The sequence below is a fragment of the Nitrosospira sp. Nl5 genome, from assembly GCF_900102495.1.
In the GTDB taxonomy this organism is placed as follows: Bacteria; Pseudomonadota; Gammaproteobacteria; order Burkholderiales; family Nitrosomonadaceae; genus Nitrosospira.
Window position 1 is genome coordinate 212,981 of sequence record NZ_FMVQ01000003.1, and the last position, 22,543, is coordinate 235,523.

Annotated in this window: 25 protein-coding genes; 22 read left to right on the top strand and 3 right to left on the bottom strand. The window is 53.9% G+C overall.

Features of this window, described 5'->3' with window-relative positions:
* Positions 1-26 precede the first annotated feature (26 nt).
* The 22 genes from BLP45_RS05025 to BLP45_RS05130 all read left to right on the top strand — a co-directional run bounded on the left by BLP45_RS05025 (position 27) and on the right by BLP45_RS05130 (position 19,492).
* The gene (locus tag BLP45_RS05025; protein ID WP_090370396.1) at positions 27-242 is read left to right on the top strand and encodes a hypothetical protein; all 216 of its coding nucleotides are present in this window, start codon (positions 27-29) and stop codon (positions 240-242) included.
* Positions 243-353: 111 nt separating this feature from the next.
* Positions 354-1,178: a hypothetical protein gene (locus BLP45_RS05030; RefSeq protein WP_090370398.1), complete on the top strand. Its 825-nt coding sequence runs from the start codon at positions 354-356 to the stop codon at positions 1,176-1,178.
* 379 nt (positions 1,179-1,557) lie between these two features.
* Entirely contained in the window at positions 1,558-3,531 is a 1,974-nt protein-coding gene (locus tag BLP45_RS05035) for a bifunctional aldolase/short-chain dehydrogenase (protein ID WP_090370400.1), read from the top strand.
* Between the two features lie 3 nt (positions 3,532-3,534).
* Positions 3,535-4,464, top strand: a complete 930-nt coding sequence (locus BLP45_RS05040) for a glycosyltransferase family 2 protein (RefSeq protein WP_090370402.1) — start codon at positions 3,535-3,537, stop codon at positions 4,462-4,464.
* A gap of 49 nt (positions 4,465-4,513) precedes the next feature.
* Positions 4,514-5,404, top strand: coding sequence for an S-methyl-5'-thioadenosine phosphorylase (locus tag BLP45_RS05045; protein ID WP_090370404.1), 891 nt, complete (start codon positions 4,514-4,516; stop codon positions 5,402-5,404).
* Between the two features lie 18 nt (positions 5,405-5,422).
* Positions 5,423-5,950, top strand: a complete 528-nt coding sequence (locus BLP45_RS05050) for an adenine phosphoribosyltransferase (RefSeq protein WP_090370406.1) — start codon at positions 5,423-5,425, stop codon at positions 5,948-5,950.
* A 5-nt stretch (positions 5,951-5,955) separates the two neighbouring features.
* A complete protein-coding gene (gene mtnA, locus BLP45_RS05055) occupies positions 5,956-7,014 on the top strand; it encodes an S-methyl-5-thioribose-1-phosphate isomerase (protein WP_090370407.1) in 1,059 nt (352 codons plus the stop codon).
* A gap of 9 nt (positions 7,015-7,023) precedes the next feature.
* Positions 7,024-7,605 carry an HAD family hydrolase gene (gmhB, locus tag BLP45_RS05060; RefSeq protein WP_090370410.1) on the top strand — a complete coding sequence of 194 codons (582 nt, stop codon included), beginning with the start codon at positions 7,024-7,026 and terminating at the stop codon, positions 7,603-7,605.
* Positions 7,602-8,807, top strand: a complete 1,206-nt coding sequence (gene lhgO / locus BLP45_RS05065; RefSeq protein ID WP_090370412.1) for an L-2-hydroxyglutarate oxidase — start codon at positions 7,602-7,604, stop codon at positions 8,805-8,807. The genes gmhB and lhgO overlap by 4 nt, the downstream gene beginning before the upstream one ends.
* 6 nt (positions 8,808-8,813) lie before the next feature.
* A complete protein-coding gene (locus tag BLP45_RS05070) occupies positions 8,814-9,761 on the top strand; it encodes a UDP-glucose 4-epimerase family protein (protein WP_090370414.1) in 948 nt (315 codons plus the stop codon).
* A gap of 259 nt (positions 9,762-10,020) precedes the next feature.
* The gene (gene hemP / locus BLP45_RS05075; protein WP_090370417.1) at positions 10,021-10,206 is read left to right on the top strand and encodes a hemin uptake protein HemP; all 186 of its coding nucleotides are present in this window, start codon (positions 10,021-10,023) and stop codon (positions 10,204-10,206) included.
* 39 nt (positions 10,207-10,245) lie between these two features.
* On the top strand, positions 10,246-10,440 hold the full coding sequence (locus BLP45_RS05080) for a (2Fe-2S)-binding protein (RefSeq protein WP_090370418.1): 195 nt from the start codon (positions 10,246-10,248) through the stop codon (positions 10,438-10,440).
* Positions 10,441-10,480: 40 nt separating this feature from the next.
* The gene (gene bfr, locus BLP45_RS05085) at positions 10,481-10,945 is read left to right on the top strand and encodes a bacterioferritin (protein ID WP_090370420.1); all 465 of its coding nucleotides are present in this window, start codon (positions 10,481-10,483) and stop codon (positions 10,943-10,945) included.
* Between the two features lie 114 nt (positions 10,946-11,059).
* Positions 11,060-11,941, top strand: a complete 882-nt coding sequence (locus tag BLP45_RS05090) for a DUF2325 domain-containing protein (RefSeq protein ID WP_090370422.1) — start codon at positions 11,060-11,062, stop codon at positions 11,939-11,941.
* Between the two features lie 334 nt (positions 11,942-12,275).
* Complete coding sequence (locus tag BLP45_RS05095) at positions 12,276-13,226, top strand: multicopper oxidase domain-containing protein (RefSeq protein ID WP_256327690.1); 951 nt, start codon at positions 12,276-12,278, stop codon at positions 13,224-13,226.
* 137 nt (positions 13,227-13,363) lie between these two features.
* Positions 13,364-14,008, top strand: coding sequence for a DUF4198 domain-containing protein (locus BLP45_RS05100; RefSeq protein WP_090370426.1), 645 nt, complete (start codon positions 13,364-13,366; stop codon positions 14,006-14,008).
* The gene (locus BLP45_RS05105; RefSeq protein ID WP_090370428.1) at positions 14,005-14,736 is read left to right on the top strand and encodes a PepSY-associated TM helix domain-containing protein; all 732 of its coding nucleotides are present in this window, start codon (positions 14,005-14,007) and stop codon (positions 14,734-14,736) included. The genes BLP45_RS05100 and BLP45_RS05105 overlap by 4 nt, the downstream gene beginning before the upstream one ends.
* A gap of 215 nt (positions 14,737-14,951) precedes the next feature.
* Positions 14,952-17,066, top strand: a complete 2,115-nt coding sequence (locus BLP45_RS05110) for a TonB-dependent receptor (RefSeq protein ID WP_256327691.1) — start codon at positions 14,952-14,954, stop codon at positions 17,064-17,066.
* Between the two features lie 598 nt (positions 17,067-17,664).
* A complete protein-coding gene (locus BLP45_RS05115; protein ID WP_218117949.1) occupies positions 17,665-18,279 on the top strand; it encodes an acyl-homoserine-lactone synthase in 615 nt (204 codons plus the stop codon).
* Positions 18,276-18,761 (top strand): response regulator, encoded by a 486-nt coding sequence (locus BLP45_RS05120; protein ID WP_090370432.1) that lies wholly within the window; start codon positions 18,276-18,278, stop codon positions 18,759-18,761. Before BLP45_RS05115 ends, BLP45_RS05120 begins: the two co-directional genes overlap by 4 nt.
* A gap of 180 nt (positions 18,762-18,941) precedes the next feature.
* Positions 18,942-19,226, top strand: a complete 285-nt coding sequence (locus BLP45_RS05125; RefSeq protein WP_090370435.1) for a hypothetical protein — start codon at positions 18,942-18,944, stop codon at positions 19,224-19,226.
* Positions 19,227-19,273: 47 nt separating this feature from the next.
* On the top strand, positions 19,274-19,492 hold the full coding sequence (locus BLP45_RS05130) for a hypothetical protein (RefSeq protein ID WP_143002399.1): 219 nt from the start codon (positions 19,274-19,276) through the stop codon (positions 19,490-19,492).
* Positions 19,493-19,510: 18 nt separating this feature from the next.
* On the opposite strand, the gene BLP45_RS05135 is transcribed toward BLP45_RS05130, so the two are convergent.
* The 3 genes from BLP45_RS05135 to BLP45_RS05145 all read right to left on the bottom strand — a co-directional run bounded on the left by BLP45_RS05135 (position 19,511) and on the right by BLP45_RS05145 (position 22,473).
* The gene (locus BLP45_RS05135) at positions 19,511-19,972 is read right to left on the bottom strand and encodes a ferritin-like domain-containing protein (protein WP_090370439.1); all 462 of its coding nucleotides are present in this window, start codon (positions 19,970-19,972) and stop codon (positions 19,511-19,513) included.
* A 103-nt stretch (positions 19,973-20,075) separates the two neighbouring features.
* Positions 20,076-20,678 (bottom strand): peroxiredoxin, encoded by a 603-nt coding sequence (locus tag BLP45_RS05140; protein WP_090370441.1) that lies wholly within the window; start codon positions 20,676-20,678, stop codon positions 20,076-20,078.
* A gap of 256 nt (positions 20,679-20,934) precedes the next feature.
* The gene (locus tag BLP45_RS05145) at positions 20,935-22,473 is read right to left on the bottom strand and encodes an NAD(P)H-hydrate dehydratase (RefSeq protein WP_090370509.1); all 1,539 of its coding nucleotides are present in this window, start codon (positions 22,471-22,473) and stop codon (positions 20,935-20,937) included.
* Between the last annotated feature and the right edge of the window lie 70 nt (positions 22,474-22,543).

Consider the following 22,543-nt stretch of genomic DNA (forward strand, 5'->3'; position numbering starts at 1 on the left):
GTTAAGGACTTTATGGACTTGTCAAAATGAATGATCTCGGGAAGGAAGAAGAATTCTGTCTTTCACAAGGTGATATAGCGCTACGCGTATATACGTCCTGCCTTTTAGGGCATGACAAATCCCTTATCTTGTACAGCGGCGGTAACACATCGGCCAAGATCGTTGAGAAGAATGCTTTTGGCGAAGATGAAGACTTTCTCTACGTGCCCCCATTATCTATTTGCATGCTGGAGCATCACTGAACTTAGGTAGCCGTCAGGCTCAATCAAGATTGAGCTCGGTGTTGCAACAAAACCGCTTGGAAACCCTATTGAGCGGCAAGCCTTTTAACAACTGGGGAGGAGGATGGAATCATGGATTTAAGAGATTACAAACTTACACCAAAACAAATCGCCACAGCAAAAAATGTTTTAGATTATCAGCCTTTTATAATTACAGACTCTGTACAGACAGGCGTCGCCTACTCCTGGTTATATGGAGATGAGGGAGGACGAACTTCGCACGGCAAGGATTTTATTTGTGAGCGTGATAAGGTTAGCGAGCAGCAATATAGTAAATTTTGCGATGCGAATCTTGCTTTGCGGGATATGTATGATGATTGGCTTGACGTGATTGCTCAGTCCTATCCGGGCGGTACGTTGCTTGATCCGGCCTGCAATAACGGATACTTTCCAGTTGGAGCGATCAAGCGGGGAATGAGCACTGCCACCGGATACGACCGAGCAGATTACACCAAATCAGTTGCATTTCTAAATGAAGTGGTTGGAACGAATGCAATTTTTAATCATCGTGCATATGACCCTAGACAACAGCACACAATCCCTGGCTGTAAGCAACATGACGTCGCAGTAGCGTCCCTAATCCTTTGCCATATAAGTGATCCACTCTATTATTTGTCATTTTTGGGGAAGATGGCTAAAGAGGCAATTTTTCTCTTCAGTGGGATGGGAGTTGAGCCAGGGTATCGTATTTATTATTCGAAACCCAATAAGTTTTATACGAGCGATACTTTTCCCGTTTGTTTTGATAATGACGTGGGTCTGTCAAAAGACTTGTTGTTTGATAGCCTCGAAATGATGGGATTTAAAAATATTAAAGTTCTTCCTCATCAGGATAGCTGGCTACCAAAATCATGGTACGACACCGGTAACCAACAGGCTATCCTAGCAATGCGATAGCATAATCCCTAAGGGTACAGAAACTCCAAATGAAAAGTGGTTTTGATTTTGCATATTTGAGCATGCCCAATCATAGGAAATTATGGATTTTTGCGAATACAAAACTATTTACTGAACAGACCCAACATAACTGCTAACTTTAACTCTCAGTAATTATTTTTTACGAACAATCTTCAAATTGCTGCTTCCTGCTCCTAGCAAGTTGGGGTGCGAGCTTAATTTTTTTGAGCTACAGCAGTAAGGTAACTGGTATCAGTTATATCTAAGTAACTAGCCGCTTTTTTAAAATCGTGATCTTTTCCAACTGTGGCGATCCACAATTGTGGACGTTACAGGATATGAGAGTCGGGTAATACATGTTTCACATACAGGCCAAATAATGCATAACCTCTGGATCGAAACGGAATCACGCCTCTTAACTGGCGATAGCGCACTGCGAGTATATTCTTCTCGCCTATTAGGCTGCGACAAATCCCTTGTCCTGCACGGCGGCGGTAACACATCGGTCAAAATCATTGAGAAGAATGCTTTTGGCGAAGATGAAGAGCTTCTTTACGTAAAGGGCAGCGGCTGGGATCTGGAGAAGATCGAAGAGGCCGGCTTTTCGCCAGTCCGGCTTGATTATGTCCGCCGGCTTGCCCAATTGCCGTCGCTGCCCGATCCCCAGATGGTCAACGAACTGGTGACGCATATGACCAGAGCCTCGGCACCGGTGCCGTCGGTCGAGGCAATTCTGCATGCAATTCTTCCCTACAAGTATGTGGATCATACCCACGCCGATGCGGTGATCGCTATCACCAATACCCTGCGTGGCGAAAGCCGGATTCAGGAGATCTATGGCGATCTGGTGGTCGTCATCCCGTACGTGATGCCGGGTTTTGACCTGGCTCGGCTGTGCGCGGAACGCTTTCCTGCCGAAGCGGGCGCACACACCATCGGTATGGTGCTGCTAAATCACGGTATCTTCTCTTTCGGAGAAACGGCGAAGGAATCCTACGAGCGGATGATCAAGCTGGTGGGCCGAGCCGAGGATTACCTGAAGCGAAGCGAAGCCTGGGATATTTGTTGGCCCGATGTCGCGCGGCCGCTGAAAAATGTGTCGCTCGATCTTGCCCGCCTGCGTCGAGAGATTTCGGATATTGCTGGCTTTCCGGTCATTCTGGCACGCCATGCGGATACGAAGAGTCTCGCATTTGCGGCACGGAGTGATGTCGCAACAATTTCGCAGCAAGGACCAGCGACGCCGGATCACGTGATACGTACCAAGCGTGTGCCGATGCTGGGACGCGATGTGAAAGACTATGCGAAAGAATACGGCGAGTACTTTTCCATCCATGAGCCTTTGGCAACCGAGCGGAAAACAATGCTCGATGCCGCGCCGAGGATTGCGCTCGATCCGGAGCTGGGAATGTGCACAATCGGCAGGACTGCAAAGGACGCTGCTGTTGTCGCGGAAATCTATTCGCATACGATGGAAATCATTCTGCAAGCAACAGCCCTGGGCGGCTACCGGGCGCTGCCGGCAAAGGATATTTTCGATGTGGAATACTGGGATCTTGAGCAGGCAAAGCTGCGCAAGAGCGGGAATCCGGCGATATTCGCCGGCGAAGTGGCATTGGTGACGGGGGCTGCGTCCGGGATCGGCAAGGCTTGCGTTGACGCATTGCTTTCCAGGGGAGCAGCGGTGGTGGGGCTCGATATCAACCCCAAAATTTCCACCTTGCACAAGCGCGCGGATTTCCGCGGCATTTTATGCGACGTGACGTCTGAAGAGCAGTTGAAGCACGCGCTTGAGAAAGCAGGCGATGCATTCGGCGGGCTCGACATGCTGATACTTAACGCCGGCATCTTCCCCGGTGGTTGCCATATCGATGCTTTGAAGACAGAGGATTGGCAACGCGTCATGCAGGTCAACCTGGATGCAAACTTGGTGCTGCTGCGTGAGTGTCACCCGTTGCTCAAGCTTGCACCACGCGGAGGGCGGGTGGTGGTGATTGGTTCGAAAAATGTACCGGCGCCGGGGCCGGGAGCGGCGGCCTATTCGGTTTCCAAGGCGGCGCTTACCCAGTTGATGAGGGTGGCCGCTCTGGAGTGGGGCGGTGACGGCATTCGCATCAACTCCCTGCACCCGAATGCCGTATTCGACACGGGTATCTGGACGGAGGAAGTCCTGGCCTCGCGCGCCAGGCACTATGGGTTATCGGTGGAGGAATACACCAAAAATAACGTATTGCGGACGGAAGTCACCAGCCGCGACGTGGCCGAACTGGCGGCGGAGATGTGCGGTCCATTGTTTGCCAAGACGACGGCTGCGCAAGTGCCGGTGGATGGCGGCAATGACCGGGTCATTTAATACATGAACCATGTTTTTCCGGTTGCGCCCCAACATCGCGAAGCGTTGACGAGCCCATCAATTTCGTTATTGTTGCCGACGCGAGGCCGGCCCGCGCTGGTCGAGCGCCTTTTCAAGAGCATTGCCGAGAACACTGCGCAGCCCGAGCGGGTAGAGGTTATCCTGTTTGTTGACGAAGATGATACCGGCAGCCATCATCTGGATAGCAAGGAAATTTCCGTCACACGACTTATTGGCCCCCGAGCGTCGATGGGTTTTTACAACAGCGCCTGTTACGCAGCGGCGCGGGGCGACATCATTATTCTGGTCAACGACGATATGGTAATTGGAACGCCGGGGTGGGACGAGATAATTGCCGGGATGGACGCAAGTTTCCCCGATAGAATCTACCTGGCCTATGGCAACGACCTGTTCAAGAAGGGTAATCTCTGCACATTCCCGATACTGTCGCGGCGCACCTGCGAACTCCTCGTGGAACCGTATCCGGTGGCTTACCGGGGCGCATTTATCGATTATCACCTGTTTGATATCTTCAAGCGGCTCAAGCATGGCGGGTTTGACCGTATCCGCTACTTGGAGAATGTTGTTTTCGAACACCTGCACTACCGTACCGGGAAGGCCTCTTTTGATGAAACCTATGGCAAACGCGACCGCTTCTCGGACGATCCGACATTTCTTGCCCTGATTGAATCGCGGCGGGCATCCGCGGAGCATCTTTTGCGGATTCTGCGTGGAGAGCAGCCACCACCATATACGCCTGTTGGAAGTGCCAGGGAAATTTCTCCGGGTGGCCTATTCAGCGCGATAAGTTACTTTTCCCGAAAGCTATTGCTGGATGGGGAACTGCCTCTACGGTGGCGAGGGTATCTATGGGTCTGGTTCACAGGCAGGTATATGGCCGCAAGGGGTCTTTTGCGGCCATTCGGCAAATAGGAAAACAATACACAACAACACTGTTCTTTGCACCGGGAGGTAGCGCAACATGACAGACGGCAATCGGCCAACCGTGATTGGCATCATCGGCGGCAGCGGGGTGTATGACATTGAAGGGCTGGCCGGAAAACGCTGGGAGCGGGTGCGGTCGCCATTCGGCGAAGCATCGGACGAGCTTCTTTTCGGTGAGCTGGACGGCCAGCAAATGGTATTCCTTCCGCGCCATGGTCGCGGGCATCGAATTCCGCCTTCTGAAATCAATTTCAGGGCCAATATCGACGCCTTGAAACGGGCGGGTGTTACCGAAGTCATCTCGGTCAGTGCGGTCGGGTCGTTACGGGAACATTTGCGACCGGGAATGTTCGTTATCGTGGACCAGTTTATTGACCGTACTTTCGCCCGGACCAAGAGTTTTTTCGGCACTGGTCTGGTAGCTCACGTTTCTATGGCGCATCCGGTTTGCGGCCGGCTTGGCAATCATATCGAGGCCGCGGCGCGCGAAGCAGGAATTGAGGTGGCGCGTGGAGGTACTTATCTTGTCATGGAAGGCCCGCAATTTTCCAGCCTCGCTGAATCGGAGCTCTACCGTAACTGGAATTGCGACGTGATCGGTATGACGAATATGCCGGAAGCCAAGTTGGCCCGGGAAGCCGAGCTTTGCTACGCGACGGTGGCCATGGTGACGGATTTCGACTGCTGGCACCCCAATCACGACGATGTCACCGTCGACGCAATCATCAAAGTTCTGCTGGCCAATGCGGATAATGCGCGAAGCCTGGTCAAGAAGATTGCGCCGCTCCTGCATGACGATGGCGAGGCCGCTTCCTGTAGCTGCCGCAGCGCGCTCGAACATGCCCTGATCACGGCGTCTGACGCGCGCGATCCTGAATTGGTCCGCCGGCTGGACGCGGTTGCCGGACGGCTATTGAACCCCCGTTAACATATCCAGAGAAAGCTTATGCCCATCAAGTCACGAATCCGTACTGTTCCCCATTATCCCAAGCATGGCGTAATGTTTCGGGATATTACAACCCTGTTGAAAGATCCGGTGGGCTTGCGCATTACCATCACCGAGCTCGTCAATCGTTATGCGGGCAATAAGATCGACAGGGTGGCAGGTATCGAGGCGCGTGGGTTTATTATCGGAGCGGCGCTGGCACTCCAACTGGGAGTGGGATTTGTGCCGATCCGCAAGAAGGGCAAGCTGCCTGCGGAAACAGTTGGCCACGACTATGATCTGGAATATGGTACTGACCGCATCGAAATGCATGTGGACGCCGTTTCTCAAGGAGACAGGATACTGCTCGTGGATGACTTGATCGCCACCGGCGGCACGGCAGAGGCGGCGGTGAAGCTGATCGAAGGAATGGGCGGCGAGGTTATCGAGTGCTGTTTTGTTGTCGATCTGCCTGATCTCGGTGGACGCAAGCGGTTGGAAAAGCATGGTCATAACGTCTTCTCCCTCTGCGAATTCGAGGGGGACTGAGCGTGATGGCCGAAGGCGGGAAGCAACCGGTGGAGACACTACGCTGGAAGGGCGGACGTGTGGAGATGGTCGACCAGCGCGTGCTGCCTGCACGGTTCGATTACCTTGCCTTCAGTTCGGCGGTGGAAATCGCCGAGGGTATCCGCTCGATGGTGGTTCGGGGAGCGCCCGCTATCGGCTGCGCAGCGGCCTATGGTGTAGCGCTGGAGGCGCAGAATTTGCGTAACGCCGCGCCTGGTGACTTCGCTACGGCCATGGACGTGGCATTCGAGGTGTTGGCGGCAAGCCGTCCTACCGCGGTAAATCTGTTTTGGGCGCTCAAGCGGATGCGTGTCATGCTGGATAGCGCAACCGGCCGTGCTCCTGCCGAGATCGCCGATGTGCTGCTGGCCGAAGCGCATGAGGTGCTGGCTGAAGATATCCGGATCAACCGTGCCATGGGGGCGTTTGGCGCCACGCTGCTGTCAGATGGGGCTAGGGTGCTCACTCACTGCAACGCGGGCGCTCTGGCAACGGCCGGGCATGGCACGGCCCTGGGAGTTATCCGTTCCGCGGTGGAGGATGGCAAGCGTATTTCGGTAATTGCGGATGAGACCCGCCCATTTCTCCAAGGTGCCCGGCTTACAGCCTGGGAGATGGTGCAGGAGAAGATTCCGGTTACGCTTATCACGGACAATATGGCGGGCCATTTTATGAGCCAGGGCGAGATCGACGCCGTGATAGTCGGGACCGACCGTGTAGCGGCGAACGGCGATGTGGCAAATAAAATCGGCACCTACATGGTGGCCGTTTTGGCGAAGCGTCACGGCATTCCGTTCTACGTGGCCTGTCCCTTATCTACGATCGACCTCGATATCCCGGATGGCGCAGCCATTCCCATTGAGGAAAGGTCTTCCGACGAGGTAACCGGATTTCGGGAATACAAATGGGCGGCGGAAGGAGTCAAGATCCGCAATCCCGCTTTTGATGTTACGCCGGCGGATCTGGTCACTGCCTTGATCACGGAAAAAGGGATCGTGAAACAGCCGAATAAACAACGCATCACCAAGCTGTTTACATCCTGACGCTGAATCATGTCCCCCTTACCGGGAAATCGGCCCGCGCTGTTCCTCGACCGGGATGGTGTCATCAATGCGGAAAAGAATTATGTCAACCGTATTGAGGACTTCGAATTTGTTGACGGCATTTTCGATCTTTGCAGGAGTGCCGTGGCCGCGGGCATGGCTATCGTGGTTGTGACAAACCAGGCGGGAATTGGCCGCGGTTATTATTCCGAGGCCCAGTTCCTGTCAGTGACCGAATGGATGGTGAGCCGTTTTGCCGAAGAAGGCATTGTGATCGGCGGTGTGTACTACTGCCCATACCATCCCGAGCATGGAATTGGCGGCTACAAGGCAGATTCCTTTGACCGCAAACCCAATCCAGGAATGATCCTGCGCGCCAGGGACGAACTCGGATTGTCTCTGGAGAGGTCTATCCTGGTAGGCGATAAGGCTTCCGACATCGCTGCTGCCCGGGCTGCTTCCGTCGGGAGGGCGGTATTGTTGGCGCCATCGCACGTTCCCCCCTCGTCTGTGCCGGATCTACAAGCTGATTCGCTGCACAAGATCAATGAACTGCTGTTCGGGCCGCTGATTCAGGAAAGGCATGGATGACTGAACGTTCTTATGATTACTTGATTGTTGGCGCCGGTATTGTCGGGTTGACGGTGGCGCATGAACTGAAGACGCGATTTCCATCCGCCAGAATAGGCGTTCTGGACAAAGAGGCCAGCGCGGGCATGCACGCCAGCGGCCGCAACAGCGGTGTCCTGCACAGCGGGATTTACTACAGCAGCGACACGCTCAAGGCCAGGGTCTGTGCCGCGGGCGCCAGGCGGATGATGGAGTTCGCACACGAGCATGGTATTCCCTGTTCCAAGTCCGGCAAGATAATCGTCGCTACGTCCGAGAGAGATTTGCCAACCGTGGACAGGTTGCTGCGCAATGCTGCCGAGAATGGCATCCGCGCCTGGCGCATTGACGAAAAGGAACTCCGCGAGCTCGAGCCCTTCGCCGCAGCCGGCCCTGCAGCAATCTACTCGCCGGATACGGCGGTGATCGATAGCCGCGCGGTTGTCAAACGGCTGACCGTCTTGCTTGAGCAGCAGGGCGTACGGATTCTCTGGCGTCACGGCGTCAGAAAGGTGGGGCGCCATGGAGAAGTAGTGACCGATCAGGGAAAGCTGTCCTACGGTTGGCTTTTCAATTGTGCGGGTGCTTATGCGGACGTCGTGGCCCGGCATTTCGGGCTGGCCGGTAATTATGCCCTGGTGCCTTTCAAGGGCATCTACTGGAAGCTCCGGCCAGAGGCTGAGCATCTTGTGCGCGCCAGCATTTATCCGGTGCCGGATATCGACCTTCCATTCCTCGGTGTCCATCTGACCCGCGTCATCAGCGGGGACGTATATGTTGGGCCGACCGCCATCCCTGCGCTCGGCAGGGAGAACTATGGGCTTATTGAAGGCATTCGGCCGTTGGAAGCGGCAAGTGTCGGCTATCGCCTGGCAGGCATGTATCTGAGAAATCGATCGAACTTCCGAGCCCTGGCGCATATCGAATTGGGAAAATACAGAAAGCACAATTTTCTCACCGCTGCAAGGCGCCTGCTGCCATCCATTACCGCGGAGGACATGATTCCAACTCCAAAGTCGGGAATTCGGCCCCAGCTCATCAACCTGCGCGATGGAAAGCTGGAAATGGATTACATCTTTGAGCACAGCGAACGTTCCACGCATGTGCTTAATGCAATTTCTCCAGCCTTTACGAGTTCCTTTGCGTTTGCCGAGCTGATCGTAAGCAGCTGTAACGCGGTCTGATTGAAAATGGCATCCACACTGGTTACCGGCGCCAGCGGCTTCGTTGGACGCGCGCTGGTTGCCGAACTGCTGGCACGGGGAATTCATGCTCGTGGAGCAGTGCGTGGCACCGTCAGGTTAGATCCAGGGGTAGACCAGGTGGTGATTGAGGAGGTGGACAGTCATACCGACTGGCATGAGGCGCTGGCCGGGGTCGAGTCAGTCGTGCATTTGGCCGCCCGAGTGCATGTCATGCACGAGACGATATCCGACACTATGGCCGCTTTTCGCGCCGTTAATACGGAAGGCACGCTGAATCTGGCACGACAGGCGGCGAAGGCTGGCGTTTGCCGCTTTGCTTTTGTGAGCACTATCAAGGTTAATGGCGAAGGGCGGAACACTCCCTACACCGAGTCCGACCTGCCCTCACCGCAAGATCCTTATGCGATTTCCAAGTGGGAGGCCGAGCAGGGTTTGCGAGATATCGCCGCTCGCACGGGGATGGAGGTGGTCATCCTGCGGCCGCCCTTGGTCTATGGGCCTGGGGTGGGAGGGAATTTCCTGCGATTGATGCGGGCAGTGGACAAAGGGTGGCCTCTGCCATTGGGCGCGGTAGACAACCGCCGCAGCCTGATTTACCTGGGTAACCTGGTGGATGCAATGATAGTCTGCCTGGCTCATCCCGGGGCGGCGAACGGGACGTTTCTACTCTCGGATAACGAGGATGTCGCCACGCCCGAATTGGTTCGCCGGTTGGCCGCAGCGTTGCATCGGCCTGCACGGTTAATCCCCGTTCCGCCCACCCTGCTGCGGATAGCAGGCATTGTGTCAGGCAAGCGTCAGGCTGTAGACCGGCTGCTGGGTTCCTTGACAATTGATGGCGGCGCAAATTGGTCCAGGTTAAGCTGGTCGCCAACCATATCGATGGAGACTGGATTGTCGGAGACGGCGGCTTGGTATCGAATAAATAATTAAGTTCCTGCTACTCGGCCCATTTCAATTATTTACGTACTGGCTAACTGTCAGAAAAAAGCGCGATGTCTGTGATCTACAGAATCGCCAACACAGTATTCGTAGGGCAACTGTCTGCCCTATTGCTGCTGCCTAGCGTGTCAACCTGAATCTTGCCCTGAATCAAACTCCCAAAAATATTTTTTGGCTAAGTCTTGTATTTCCCTGAGAAGTGAATATAATTACGAATCATTCTCATTAATAATCGCGGAAGGGGACTCAAATGGACAAGTCAAGTGTAGTTCCGGAAGCCGATGTTAATCAAAGGAATTTTGCAATGCTGGAGCAGAACAAGCGTATTTATAGTGATGCGCTGTTTCTACATGGAGACGAAGTGTTCATCCAGCATCGAGGCGAGCAATACCGGTTGCGCCGCACGCGTAACGGCAAGCTGATTTTAACTAAGTAATAGAAATAATAGACAAATAGTAGACTTAAGGCGCTCATCATGTATATTTGTGTCTGCAAAGGTGTAACTGATTCTGCCATTCGCGATGCCGTCCACCAGGGCGCTGACCGCATGCGGGATTTGAAAACCTGCCTGGGCGTGAGCGAGCAGTGCGGGATATGTGCGTGCCATGCAAAGGAGGTGTTGGAACAAGCACTGATGCAAAAGACTTTGGCGCAACGCCATTCCACATAAACCCACTCGCTTACACGAGATCTCGCCTGAGGAGGCAAACATGAAAAGCAGCGCAGACATTATCCAGTGGCTAAACCGCCAACTGCAACATGAACTGACGGCCATCAATCAGTATTTTCTTCATGCCCGAATGTATAAAAGCTGGGGCTTCAGCGGCTTGGGTAAAAAAGAATACGAAGAATCCATAGAGGAAATGAAGCACGCCGACGCTTTGATCGAGCGCATCCTGTTCCTGGAAGGGTTGCCCAACCTGCAAGAACTCGGCAAGCTCATGATTGGTGAAAAAGCGGAAGAGTGCGTGGCTTTGGATCTCAAGCTCGAAGTGATTTCCCGTGAAACTCTGGTTGCTGCCATTGCTGCTTCTGAAACGGCCAAGGATTATGTGTCGCGAGAGCTTTTTGAGCACATTCTGGAAGATACCGAAGAGCATATCGACTGGCTGGAAACTCAGCTGGATGTCATGCAAAAAGTTGGCGTCCAGAACTGGCTGCAGAGCCAGATGTAATGTATTCGTTGCCGCTGACGCAGTCGGAATCACGGCTAAGTCAGCGGCGTTCACCCAGCCAGCCCGTCCCAGGCAAGCCAGCGGTTTTATCTGATTTGTCAGGGAGTATTGGCTGTGAGACAGCTTAAGAAAGCGGCTTCGGGCGTCACGTTTCCTTTTCCGATTACGGATGCGCGCCGCCCCGATGAAATTCTGCTCGCTTTCCTGCAGGGTGCGGAAGCGATGTCGATATATCTGCTGCATGGCCGTCCGCGCGCCGATGTCGGCGCATCCGAGCGGCATGATTCCCATCACTCTTTTCCCGGCCGTATACAGGCATTGCTGGACAAGAAATTTGGCCATGTCATCAGGCAATTCTTCAAGGTTGATGGCGGCGCCCTTTTTCTGACGCGCGCGGGGCTGACGAGGATGGCGCGCCGGAGAGAGGCTGAGGGCCGTATTGCTGAACTGAAATCGGCTGACAGCCAGCAAGTACTGCTGAAGCGTATCGATTTGCTGGAACGCAAGCTCGCCGATGCTGAAACGCGTCTTACCCACGAGGCGGATTGGGCCCCTCTGATCAAAGTTTCTGCCACGCCCGAGGCATCTATCACGGCGTTTGCCTCCGATGGCGATGCGCCGGATTGCAATGTCCGTGATGAGAAGCAAGCGTGCGCTAACCTCGACCTTGCGGGACGTTGTATTCTGTGCGTGGGCGGGCGCGCGAAACTGTACCCGGAATACCGCCGCCTTGTGGAGACTTCAGGCGGTAGCCTGCTCATCTATCGTAGCGGTCCAAGGAACGATGTGGACCATCTGTCTACGCTATTTGCCCGTGCGGACATGGTGGTGTGTCCAGCCGACTGCGTAAACCACCACACCTATTTTGCCGTGAAACGCTACTGCACACGTTCGGGCAAGGCCTGCGTGTTGCTCGATCGTTCCAATTTATCCACTTTTCGCAAAGGGGTAGAGGCTCTGGCCGCGTTGGTTGCGTCGCCGGTAGTAACGGCATAGCGGGCGATAAAATCACTCAAGCGCCGGCCGGAAAAAAGGTATGTTATATAGGATGGGTAAAGCGTAACGTAACCCATCATTCGGTTTATTCCCCATGCCTCGGTAAATCGCCTAGGTGATGTATTATGTTGCGTGCAGATTTTTGTGGGTGCGCTAATTGATGGGTTGCACTTTCGCTCCACCCATCCTACAAAATCGTCCAGGATATAAATTTACGGCGCTGGAAGCGAGATGCGAGTTTGTGCAGATTGTATTGATGATGAACTATTGCGGTAGCAGAGTGGCTGCGCTGGAGAGGAATATGTGTTCTGTTTATGCGGGGAGGATTTCCGCGTTGATCGCTTTTGTTGTGGGCTGCTGGATATCACTCCCCGCGCAAGCTGCGGTGCGGGAATATTGGGTCGCGGCTGAGAAAACAACATGGAATTACGTCCCTTCGGGACAAAACATGATCAAGCCGGATGCGGGGCTCGGCGTGTGGGGAAAAACGCCTGCATACACCAAATATCGCTATATTGGATATACCGACGGCAGCTATACGCAACCATTGGCGCAACCTGAATGGATGGGAATCCTGGGACCCGAGCTTCGCGCTGTGGTGGGAGATACCATCAAGGTTCATTTTCTGAACAAAACAGACCGGCCGCTTTCCATGCATCCCCATGGAATGTTCTACGATAAGGACAATGAAGGTGCGGATGGGGCTGGCGCGGGGGCAAGCGTACCCGCGGGCAAGTCCTACACTTACACCTGGGTTGCAGACGAAGCCGCAGGTCCCGGCCCGATGGATCCCTCATCGATCGTCTGGCTCTATCATTCCCACGTGATGGAAGAGGAAGAAGCGAATCTGGGGCTGATCGGCACCATTATTGTTACCCGCCAGGGCATGGCGCGTTCCGCCTCTGATCCCGCGCCGCGCGACGTGGACCAGGAATTCACTGCTCTATTCATGATTTTTAACGAAGAAGGCGGAGAAGAGAGCGGCCTCAAGCATACGATCAATGGCCGCATCTTTGGCAATCTGGAAGGTTATAAAACCAGCCTGGGCAAGCGCGTCCGCTGGCACGTTGTGGCGCTGGGCAACGAAACGGATAATCACACCGTGCACTGGCATGGGCAGACAGTACTTGATCACGGACGCCGGACCGACGTTGTTGAGGTGCTGCCCGCGAGCATGACTTCGGTTGACATGGTCCCTCGCTCGCCCGGCCACTGGCTTCTGCACTGCCATGTCGACGACCACATGATGGCTGGCATGTCGACCCGCTGGCACGTCATGCCATAGAGATATGCCTATGAACCGTTCTCAATTTGGACTGATGCAGGGGGGTAGCGTAATCCATTAAAACACGGGCACAAGACGACACAACAATACAACGTATCAAGTCATGATGCATATTAATAACAAAAAGGAAGCACTTTATGAAATCTGCACAAATCATCCTCGCTGCCGTCGCCATCGCAAGTAGCCTGCTCAGCCTCAATGCCTCAGCTCACGCATTATGGCTGGAGGGCGACAAGGCTGCAACCAGGCTCTATTTCGGGGAATATAGCGAAAACCTGCGGGAAACCTCGCCGGGCAGGCTTGACAACATTATTGAGCCGGTAGTGACGGTGATTGATTCGGCGGGTCTGGAAAAATCCGCTGATGCAATCCGCGAGGATAGCCATTTTGCGATACCTGCCGGTACCACGATACTGGTGCAGGCACTCAGACAGCCGATACGTGAACCTCAGGGCGAAAATCCCGGCCCAGTTCAAAAACGCTTTATGTATGCTCGCCTTGGCAAAGGCGGGAGCTTACCGCTGGATATTGAGAGTTCCGGCGATTTGCTGCGTGTGAGTTTCATGGGAAAGCCTGCCGCCAAAGCGGAGATTATCGTTATTGCCCCAAACGGCTGGGAAAAACATCTGCGCACGGACGAGAAAGGCGAAGTCTCTTTTTCCCTGCCTGGCTCAGGCCTTTATGTAGTTGAAGCGAAATATGAGCTCAAGAATCCGGGAGAATTCGAAGGCAAGCCCTACGCCATGGAGAGCCACAAGGTCACACTAAGTCTATACAAATGAGCACTCTTCAGTCGAGCACCGGCGCATCCGAGTCGAGCCCAACTGAGACGGTTCCGCGGCCTCCCGTCGAGCCGCGTGGTTATCTGTTCCTCTCTCAGAGCATGAAGCGTGGCCGTTTTCTTGTCTGGTTGCGACGTACCCATGCCTGGCTGGGTTTATGGGGAGCGGTGATGGGATTGTTGTTTGGCGTATCCGGTATTCTGCTCAATCATCGCAATGAGATGAAGATCCCACTTGCCAAGCACGAAGAAACGCGACAGGTACTCACGCCGCCCGCAAGCAGCCTCCAATCATCCGAAACACTGGAAGCATGGCTGCGCGCGGAATTCAAGTTGCCAGACGCAAAATCCCGCGTCCAGAAGAAACCTGCCAGCCCTGTCCCCTGGGGTGGCGGTCAGATCGAGCAACCGGAGAACTGGCGTATTACGCTCACAACGCCCAACCTGAGTGTCAATGCGGAATACTGGAAAGGTGACGCGGATACCCATATTGAGCAAAAAGAGGCCAATCTCTGGCAAACTCTCGCCAATTTTCACAAGGGCAGCGGAATGTCCAACGCATGGATACTGCTCACCGATACGCTGGCCGGAGCGCTGCTCATCCTGGCGATAACCGGCACGCTCCTATGGAGCCGGCTGCACGGCCCCCGGCTTCTGGCAGCGGGTCTGATCGGTACCACGCTCACGGCTCTGCTTGTCCTGATGCTGAATACGCTTACGCTATCTTGACCTTGCACCTTTTTATTGGCCGGAGCGTTCGCACCATCTAATTATATTCTTCCGTCTACCGCGTTCGCGGAGGACATTCATAGCCAGCCAAGCAAGCCGTCGCGGTTGATAGCCAGCCAATAACTATAAAAATAGAGACGTTATCAATGAAACATTGGTTCGGATTCAGATTGAAATGTGTCCATGTGGGCTTTATAACCTTATCATCAGCATGGATGTTTACGCCATTGCATGCGGTCGCTCAGGATAGTGCAGTGGGCCAGGGAAAAGGCGCTGCATTGCCCGAAATCAAGATTATCACTGGACGGGTACGTCCGGGGACACTGGAGGATGTGGCAAGAACGGGAAGCAAGACAGACACGCCATTACGCGACATTCCCGCCAGTATTGCCGTCGTCCCAGCCGCCTTGCTGCAAGAGCAAGGCGTAACCGAAATGAATGACGCCATGCGTAACGTCAGCAGCGTTCAGCCCTTGATGGGTGGGGGTTATGGATTTGGCAACAGCTTTACTTCACGTGGCTTGGCTCTGAGCTATTTACGGGATGATTTGCCGGATGGGGGCGCACAAAACAGCTATTTCCGCACGATGTACGATATCGAACGCATCGAGGTGTTAAAAGGCCCGGGCTCTGCGCTATTTGGGGTCGCCGGTCCTGGCGGCAGCATCAATATAATCACCAAAAAACCGCGATTTGGTTTTGGCCTGTCCGCCGGGACCATGCTCGGCAGTTTTGGTACACGCAATGGGTTCCTGGATGTGACCGGCTCAATCCCGTACATGCCGAACGTTGCCGGCCGTCTAATTGCGAACATGGAGCATACCGATGGCTTTCGCGGGCTGGAGCGGAATATCGTCGAGGCCTCACCCAGTTTTATCTGGCGCCTGGCGCCCGATAAAACCCTCCTGATAGACTTTGACCACCGTGAGATGAAAATAAAGCCGGATAATTACGGGCTGCTTTTCGATTTCAATTCCAATATCGCCAACGTTCCCCGCGATACCCGTTACTATAGTCCATTCAACAAGACGGATCACACGATCAATCGCCTTGGCCTTGTCCATCACTGGGCAATATCCGACATGTTAACGATGCGAACAGCATTCAATTACGACGCGCGGACACTTGAGATAGTGCGGAATGGAGGCGGTAATCAGGGTAACGCGGCGGGTATTATTACCGGACGCGATGCGCGCTCGCAATTTGATATCGCGGGCTACACGACATTGCAGAACGAGTTTATCTGGAAAACAAATACAGGCCCGATTAAACATACGTTCCTTGGCGGCTTCGAATACAAGAATACGGATATCAATACTGTCCGGAGCGATTTTACTTTGTCTAACGCTGTCAGTATCTTCAACCCCGTCAACCTGGAAACTTCATTGGATGGAATCAATCGCAGGCCGATTTTCGACCGCAGAATCAGTAGCGATCAGACCTCTTTCTATGCTCAGGACCAGATTGATTTAAGCGAGAAATTCAAGCTCCGCCTGGGGATTCGGAATGATCTCGTAAAGTACAGCGACAAGGGTTTTCAATTCGTCTCGGGCGACTATGGGTATCGGGAAATCGTGCAAACGAGATCCTTGACCACCTATTCGACAGGGGGCGTCTATCAGCCCACCAAGTTTCTGGCTTTTTACGCGGGTTATAGTACCGGCGCCTTTATTAATCTGGCAACTGAAGCGCAAGCGGTATCCCGGTCGCCGGAAACTTCGGATCAGATCGAGGTGGGCGCTAAAACAATGTTGCTGGATGGCAAAGCGGATTTGAACGTGGCGGTGTTCCAAACCAGCCGCAGCAACTATTTCATCATCTTGCCGGGTTCGGGCGGTCAAGCGACCCAGGATGGGAACGATCGGTCGCGTGGTGTGGAGCTGTCGCTTGGCGTACGTCCAGTTGCCGGTTTGAGTATAATCGGTAATGGAGTATGGATGGATCCGATGACGCTATCGCAAAACGTGGCCACGAACGGTGTCCTTGGCGTGACGCGAAGCGTTTACGGAAGCCGTCCCGCGGGGGTTGCAACGCATATGGGCAGTCTGTGGAGCACCTACCAGATTCAAGGCGGCCTCGCGCGTGGTTTAATGTTCGGTTTTGGCGTTACATACAAGGGCGATAGTTATGCGGATACTTTGAATCTTCTGAAGATACCGTCCTATGTCGTACTCGATGCAGCTGTTTCCTATCGCATCCAAAAGGTGGATCTTGCCATCAACATAAAAAATCTAACGGATAAAACCTATTTCACCAATCCTACTTTTGCCGGCGCATTGCCTGGCAATCCACTCAGTGCATTCGGTTCTATCCGGTTTAATTTTAATTAAAAACCCATTTTGACCCATTGAATACAGGTGCGGCTCTCTACCAAACGGCGAGCCCGTGCCTTCCAGCCAAGCAGAAGTAGGGCGATAATAAGGCAAGCACATTGCGCAGTATCAACTTCACTCAATAGCATCATGACTTGCGCCCTGCCAGCACCAATCTCTTTACCGTCAATCTGACGCAACGGCAGGGTAATGCTCTATTGACAAGACATTTAGATCTATTGCGTGAACGGCGAGCGTAGAGATTTACCGTGTAATGCGCTTTGCTTATTACACCCTACCCCCATTTCGTCCTATCCATTCGCACGTTGGCAGCCAATCATTACGAGAATAGCGTGTAATAAGCAAAGCGCATTACACACATGAAGTGAAGAAAGGTAGGTCAAAGCTCGAAGTCATGTCATCCGGGCTCCTTTTCTCTCCGAAATTTTACGTAAAATCCGGTTAAATCCGATGTGCCTGCGAATGCCTGGAGCTGGCTACGGGCAATGGTTACAGCCAATATGTTGCGCTTCTCCCTGTAAGATTCTACAGCTATTCGGCATTTTCATTCCGTTGTTTCATAGCACCGTGTTTAACCAACGACAGGTGCGAAACGATGGGACAGATCATGCTTGCTCAACATGGAAACGGCTCTCTGGATCAACGGGCTGTGATAGGAATGTATCGGCTGAGACATGAGGTTTTTCATGACCGGCTGGGCTGGGAGGTAACCAATGATAATGGAATGGAGCATGATGTCTTTGATCATGCTAATCCGGTTTACGTCCTGGCAAAGGGCGATGAAGATGAGGTGCTGGGTTGTTGGCGTCTACTTCCAACCATCGGCCCCAATATGTTGAAGGATACATTTCCCCAACTATTGCATGGACAGCCGGCGCCTCAGCAGGCTGATATATGGGAATTAAGCCGGTTCGCGGTAACGATTCCAAAATACGAAAGCGCGGGGTTTGGTTTTAGTGATATTCCTGTAGAAATGATGCGAACCTTATTCCGCTTTGCAGAGCATAACGGGATTCGCCGCTATGTAACCGTTACCACTGTTGCAGTGGAAAGGCTGATACGCAAGCTGGGCGTTAACGTCTCCAGGCTGGGAGCGCCTATCAAAATCGGGCGAGTTCTTACCGTAGCCTGTTACATCGAGATCGACGCCATCACAGAGTTTGCCCTGTTCGGCATGCTTCCCGAAGATGCGCAAAGGAAAGCCGCATGAACATTCTTCTGGTTGGAGAAAGACAGGACACGCGCCGGATCGTGCAACTGTTGCTTGAGAAATCAAAGCATAGACTGGAACGGAAATCTCTGGAAAACGTTCCGGAACCAGACCTGGAAGCCTACGACATGGTGCTTGTCGACGGCGATGTGTACGACTGCACCCAGCAGGCGAACCTGCTGGAATGGATTCGGGAAGCGAGACGGCGCTACCCGCATCTGCCGGTGGCGGTGATGAATAACGTGGGGTCACATCTCCCATCCGAAGGTCACAGGGCAGGAGGTGAAAACTTCCGCACCTGTGGCGTTTTTGAATCTCATGATGGCGTATTGAATATGCGCTGCCGCTTGCAGGAAATTGCGTTGGGCGAAACCGCCGCGCTCATGCGTGAGGGATGTGAAAGAGCGCCGCTGGAGCCGATCACTTTTGAGTATTCGGGGCCCGAATGCAATACCGTGGAAATATCAAAGAAACAGAGCTGATACTCTTATATGCATCGGATAGTGTCAGCCCCGGCACAACCAAAATCCCGCAGTAATTTCTATTGTTTTACAAAACCTTCATAAAACTTTCATTGGAATGCCATCTGCTGCAGTTAGTCTGAATATGTCACTCAAGTTTGCAAAGTCATCTTGAATTCTCTAACTATCACCGGAGGCAACATGAAACTCCCATTTTCTATCCAACTGGCGCCATTACCGCCGATGCGCCGAACTGCCGCCAAAGCCGGCGGCACCTTGCAAGGACGCGCTCCACTACCCGGTGGAGCCCGTGATGCTGATCTAACTGCCGCAGCGAATCAGCCTGTCCAGCCTGTCCGTACCGGCAGTGCTTTCCGCAATCCGGCTGTCAACATCTCCGGCTATTTGCAAGCTCTTGCCGATGATAAGCCGCGTCATTCTCAAGCCCCGCTGCACGCAAGGCCTGGAAAGAAGCGGTTCGGTTAGGTTCAAGCGATGCGTCATTTGATATGCATGGACCGGATACCGCAAGTTTGAATATCCGCATTAAAAACGTCGATACGAATCCACATGATGCCGTACTTCAATCCGCCGAATCAACCGGCTCTTTCGATCTGAACCCCGCCGGCATACTGCGGGCATTAACGGATTTCTACGAATCCAATCCAGCCCCGGATGAGGCGGAAAGCGAGGTTGATCTCATGATTCAGTTAAGCGGCATGGTATACAACTCCATGCAAAACGAGGAGTAATTCCGGTTCTCGCTGGAATTATGTTCTGGGAGCTTCGTACACGCCTGTTTTCCCCGTGCGCCGCAGCATCTTGTTAACCTCATCGGCGTGCATCTCTTCCTCAACGATGAGGCCTCTCGCATACTCTTCCAGCAGTACCGATTTGCCTTGGGTCAGTTCCAGCAGTTGATAGTAAGCGGCACAGGCTTCGCCTTCGTGCGCCAGAGATTCCCTGAGGATATCGCCGATGTCATGATGATGGGTCTCCAGCAGCGGTCCGATGGAGAGTGAGGGATACCCACCGAGCAGGGTAACGAGCTCGCCGGCCTTGTGCGCGTGCACCAGCCCTTCTTCGGCCTCTTTCTTGAGCCACTCCACGACAGGAATGCGGTTGTAGCCGAAGACCATCAATGAATAATGCGTATAGCGCACTACTCCGGCGAGCTCAAGTTCCATGATTTTATTCAGCAGTGCGATGGCCTTGTCTTTATCGAAGCTCATGTTTTTCTCCTTGGTTGCAAATAATCCATGGCGGTACGCCTATCTCATAATCTGTGATCCTTCCTGGTTGTTGTGCTCACTTCTCATCGCGTCATGGCTCAGCTCAAAGTCTCTCTCCATGAGAACCCAGATATTCGGCAACGCCCGCGGGAGAAGCTTTCATGCCAGGATCCCCCGTCTTCCAGCCGGCAGGGCATACTTCGCCATGGCTTTCGTGGAATTGCAGCGCATCCACCATGCGCAGCATTTCGTCCACGTCGCGTCCCAGCGGCAAGTCGTTGACCACCTGATGGCGCACAATGCCCTGTTTGTCGATCAGGAACGAGGCGCGCAGGGCGACATGATCCGGATGAGCAATGCCATACGCATGCATGACCTCTCCCCCCACGTCGGATGCCAGGGTGATCCCCACCGGGCCGATACCGCCCTTGTCGATGGAGGTGTTGCGCCAGGCGTAGTGGGTGAACTGCGAATCCACCGATACCCCGATGACTTCAACGTTGCGCTTGCGAAACTCTTCCACCCGATGAGAGTGGGCGATGATTTCTGAAGGACAGACGAAGGTGAAATCAAGCGGATAAAAAAACAGGACAGCATACTTGCCCGAAATTTGAGTATGGAAGTTGAAGGTATCATTGAAACTGCCGTCCGGCAGTACAGCGGGCTTGGTAAAATCGGGTGCGACACGGGTAACGAGTACAGTCATCGGTATTCCTCCTTTCTGATTGATGGAATCGGCGCTTTCGCCAAATTGGCTTCAGCAATCCGAGCTTTAAACAATATTAACATACAGCATTTTCCTTCCTTTTTCCCCGCTCTTTTTTCATTTCTTAGAATGCGCTTCAAATATCGGCTTGTCTGTGCGGTGTCGCTCAGGACGGGCCGCTCAGGCCGCAATATTCTTGGGAAGTTATTGCTCCCCGAACGGCGGCTTGAGCTCCTTCAAGCAGGCTGCTGGAGCCTCAGGAGTGGTAAATCCACTGGTTTAACAGGTTGCGTGCCGCATTCGGAATTTCAGATGCAGTCATTCCCAATGGGCCGCCGTGTTGTTTCAGCAGCACATCCCCCGCCGCTCCATGCAGATAGACCGCCAGCAATAACGCGTTTTCCGCATTCAACCCCTGCGCCAGCAGGGCACCGATGATGCCGGACAATATGTCGCCCGTACCCGCGCTGCTTAAACCAGGATTGCCGCTGGTGTTGATGTAGCGCTTGCCGCCGGGCATCGCGCAGATGCTTCCCGCACCTTTCAGTACTGCACAGCAGTTGAAATTCTTCGCCAGACTCGCAGCGGCGGCCATGCGGTCGTTTTGAACCGTTGCGGTATCCATATTCAGCAACCGCGCGGCTTCGGCGGCATGAGGCGTGAGAATGGAAAGTGCCTTGCGCTCGTGCAACCGCTCCCGTAGCAGGCTGGCAACTCCGGGATGTGCGGCAATGAGATTCAATGCGTCGGCATCGAGCACCAGCGGCAAGGGCGATTCCAGCGCGCAACGCAGCCAGAAGCAAGCTTCGGCTCCCGTCCCCAGCCCCGGCCCGACAACCAGGCAGTCCAAATGATCGAGTTTGAGCAGTTCGTGGACTGGGCGCAGCATCAACTCAGGTTGGGCAGTGTCTACACCAGGCGCATTACGGGCAATCAAACCGAGGTAGACGCGCCCCGCACCGAGCTTCAATGCCGCTCCGCCAGCCAGAAGCGCCGCGCCTAACATTCCCGCTGATCCGCCGATTATGCCGATGCTGCCGAACATGCCTTTATGGCTGCTGGCGATGCGGGGAGGCGGCAGCAATTTTTGCGCGTGTGCCCGATCCATCACCCATGAGCTGGGTTTTTTCCGGGAAGGTGCGTCAAGGTCGAGATCGCGCAAGACGATTTCCCCGCAATATTCCGGACCGTCATGAGTGAGGAGCCCGGGTTTGATGCCGATGAATGTGACAGTTATCGTAGCCCTGATTGCAGCACCGCGCACGGTGCCGGTATCGCTCCCCAGGCCGCTGGGAATATCGAGCGCGAGTACGGGCCGGTTCATGCGGTTGACGGCGTTGACCAGGGCAAGGTATTTTCCTTCCAGGTCCCGTCCCTGCTGGCGATCGAGACCAATGCCGAATAGCCCGTCTATCACGGCATCACATTTTTTATTTTCCGGGATTTCGTCAATGATCTCACCACCAGCAAGGAGCCAGGCTTCCAGCATTTGCCGGGCCGCGCCCGACAGGCCCTCACGCTTACCGGTGAACACAAGCGTGACCTTGAACCACCAGGCCCGAAGATGACGCGCGACCACGAAAGCGTCGCCGCCATTATTACCCGGCCCCGCCAACACCAGTACTTGAGTTCGATCGTGGGTTAGCAGTTTGTCCCGTGCCACTTCGGCAGCAGCGAGGCCGGCTTTTTCCATCAGATCGGAAGAATCAGGCAATGCGGCAGCGCGTTGCTCGATTTCCCGGATCTCGGCGGTGGAATAAACAGCGATGGGATGATTTTGTTCTAATTTACTCATGCTATCAATCATAAAACACTTGCAGACTGCGGGCAGTCTGTCTTCTCGTGTAAAATTATGTTTTCAACTC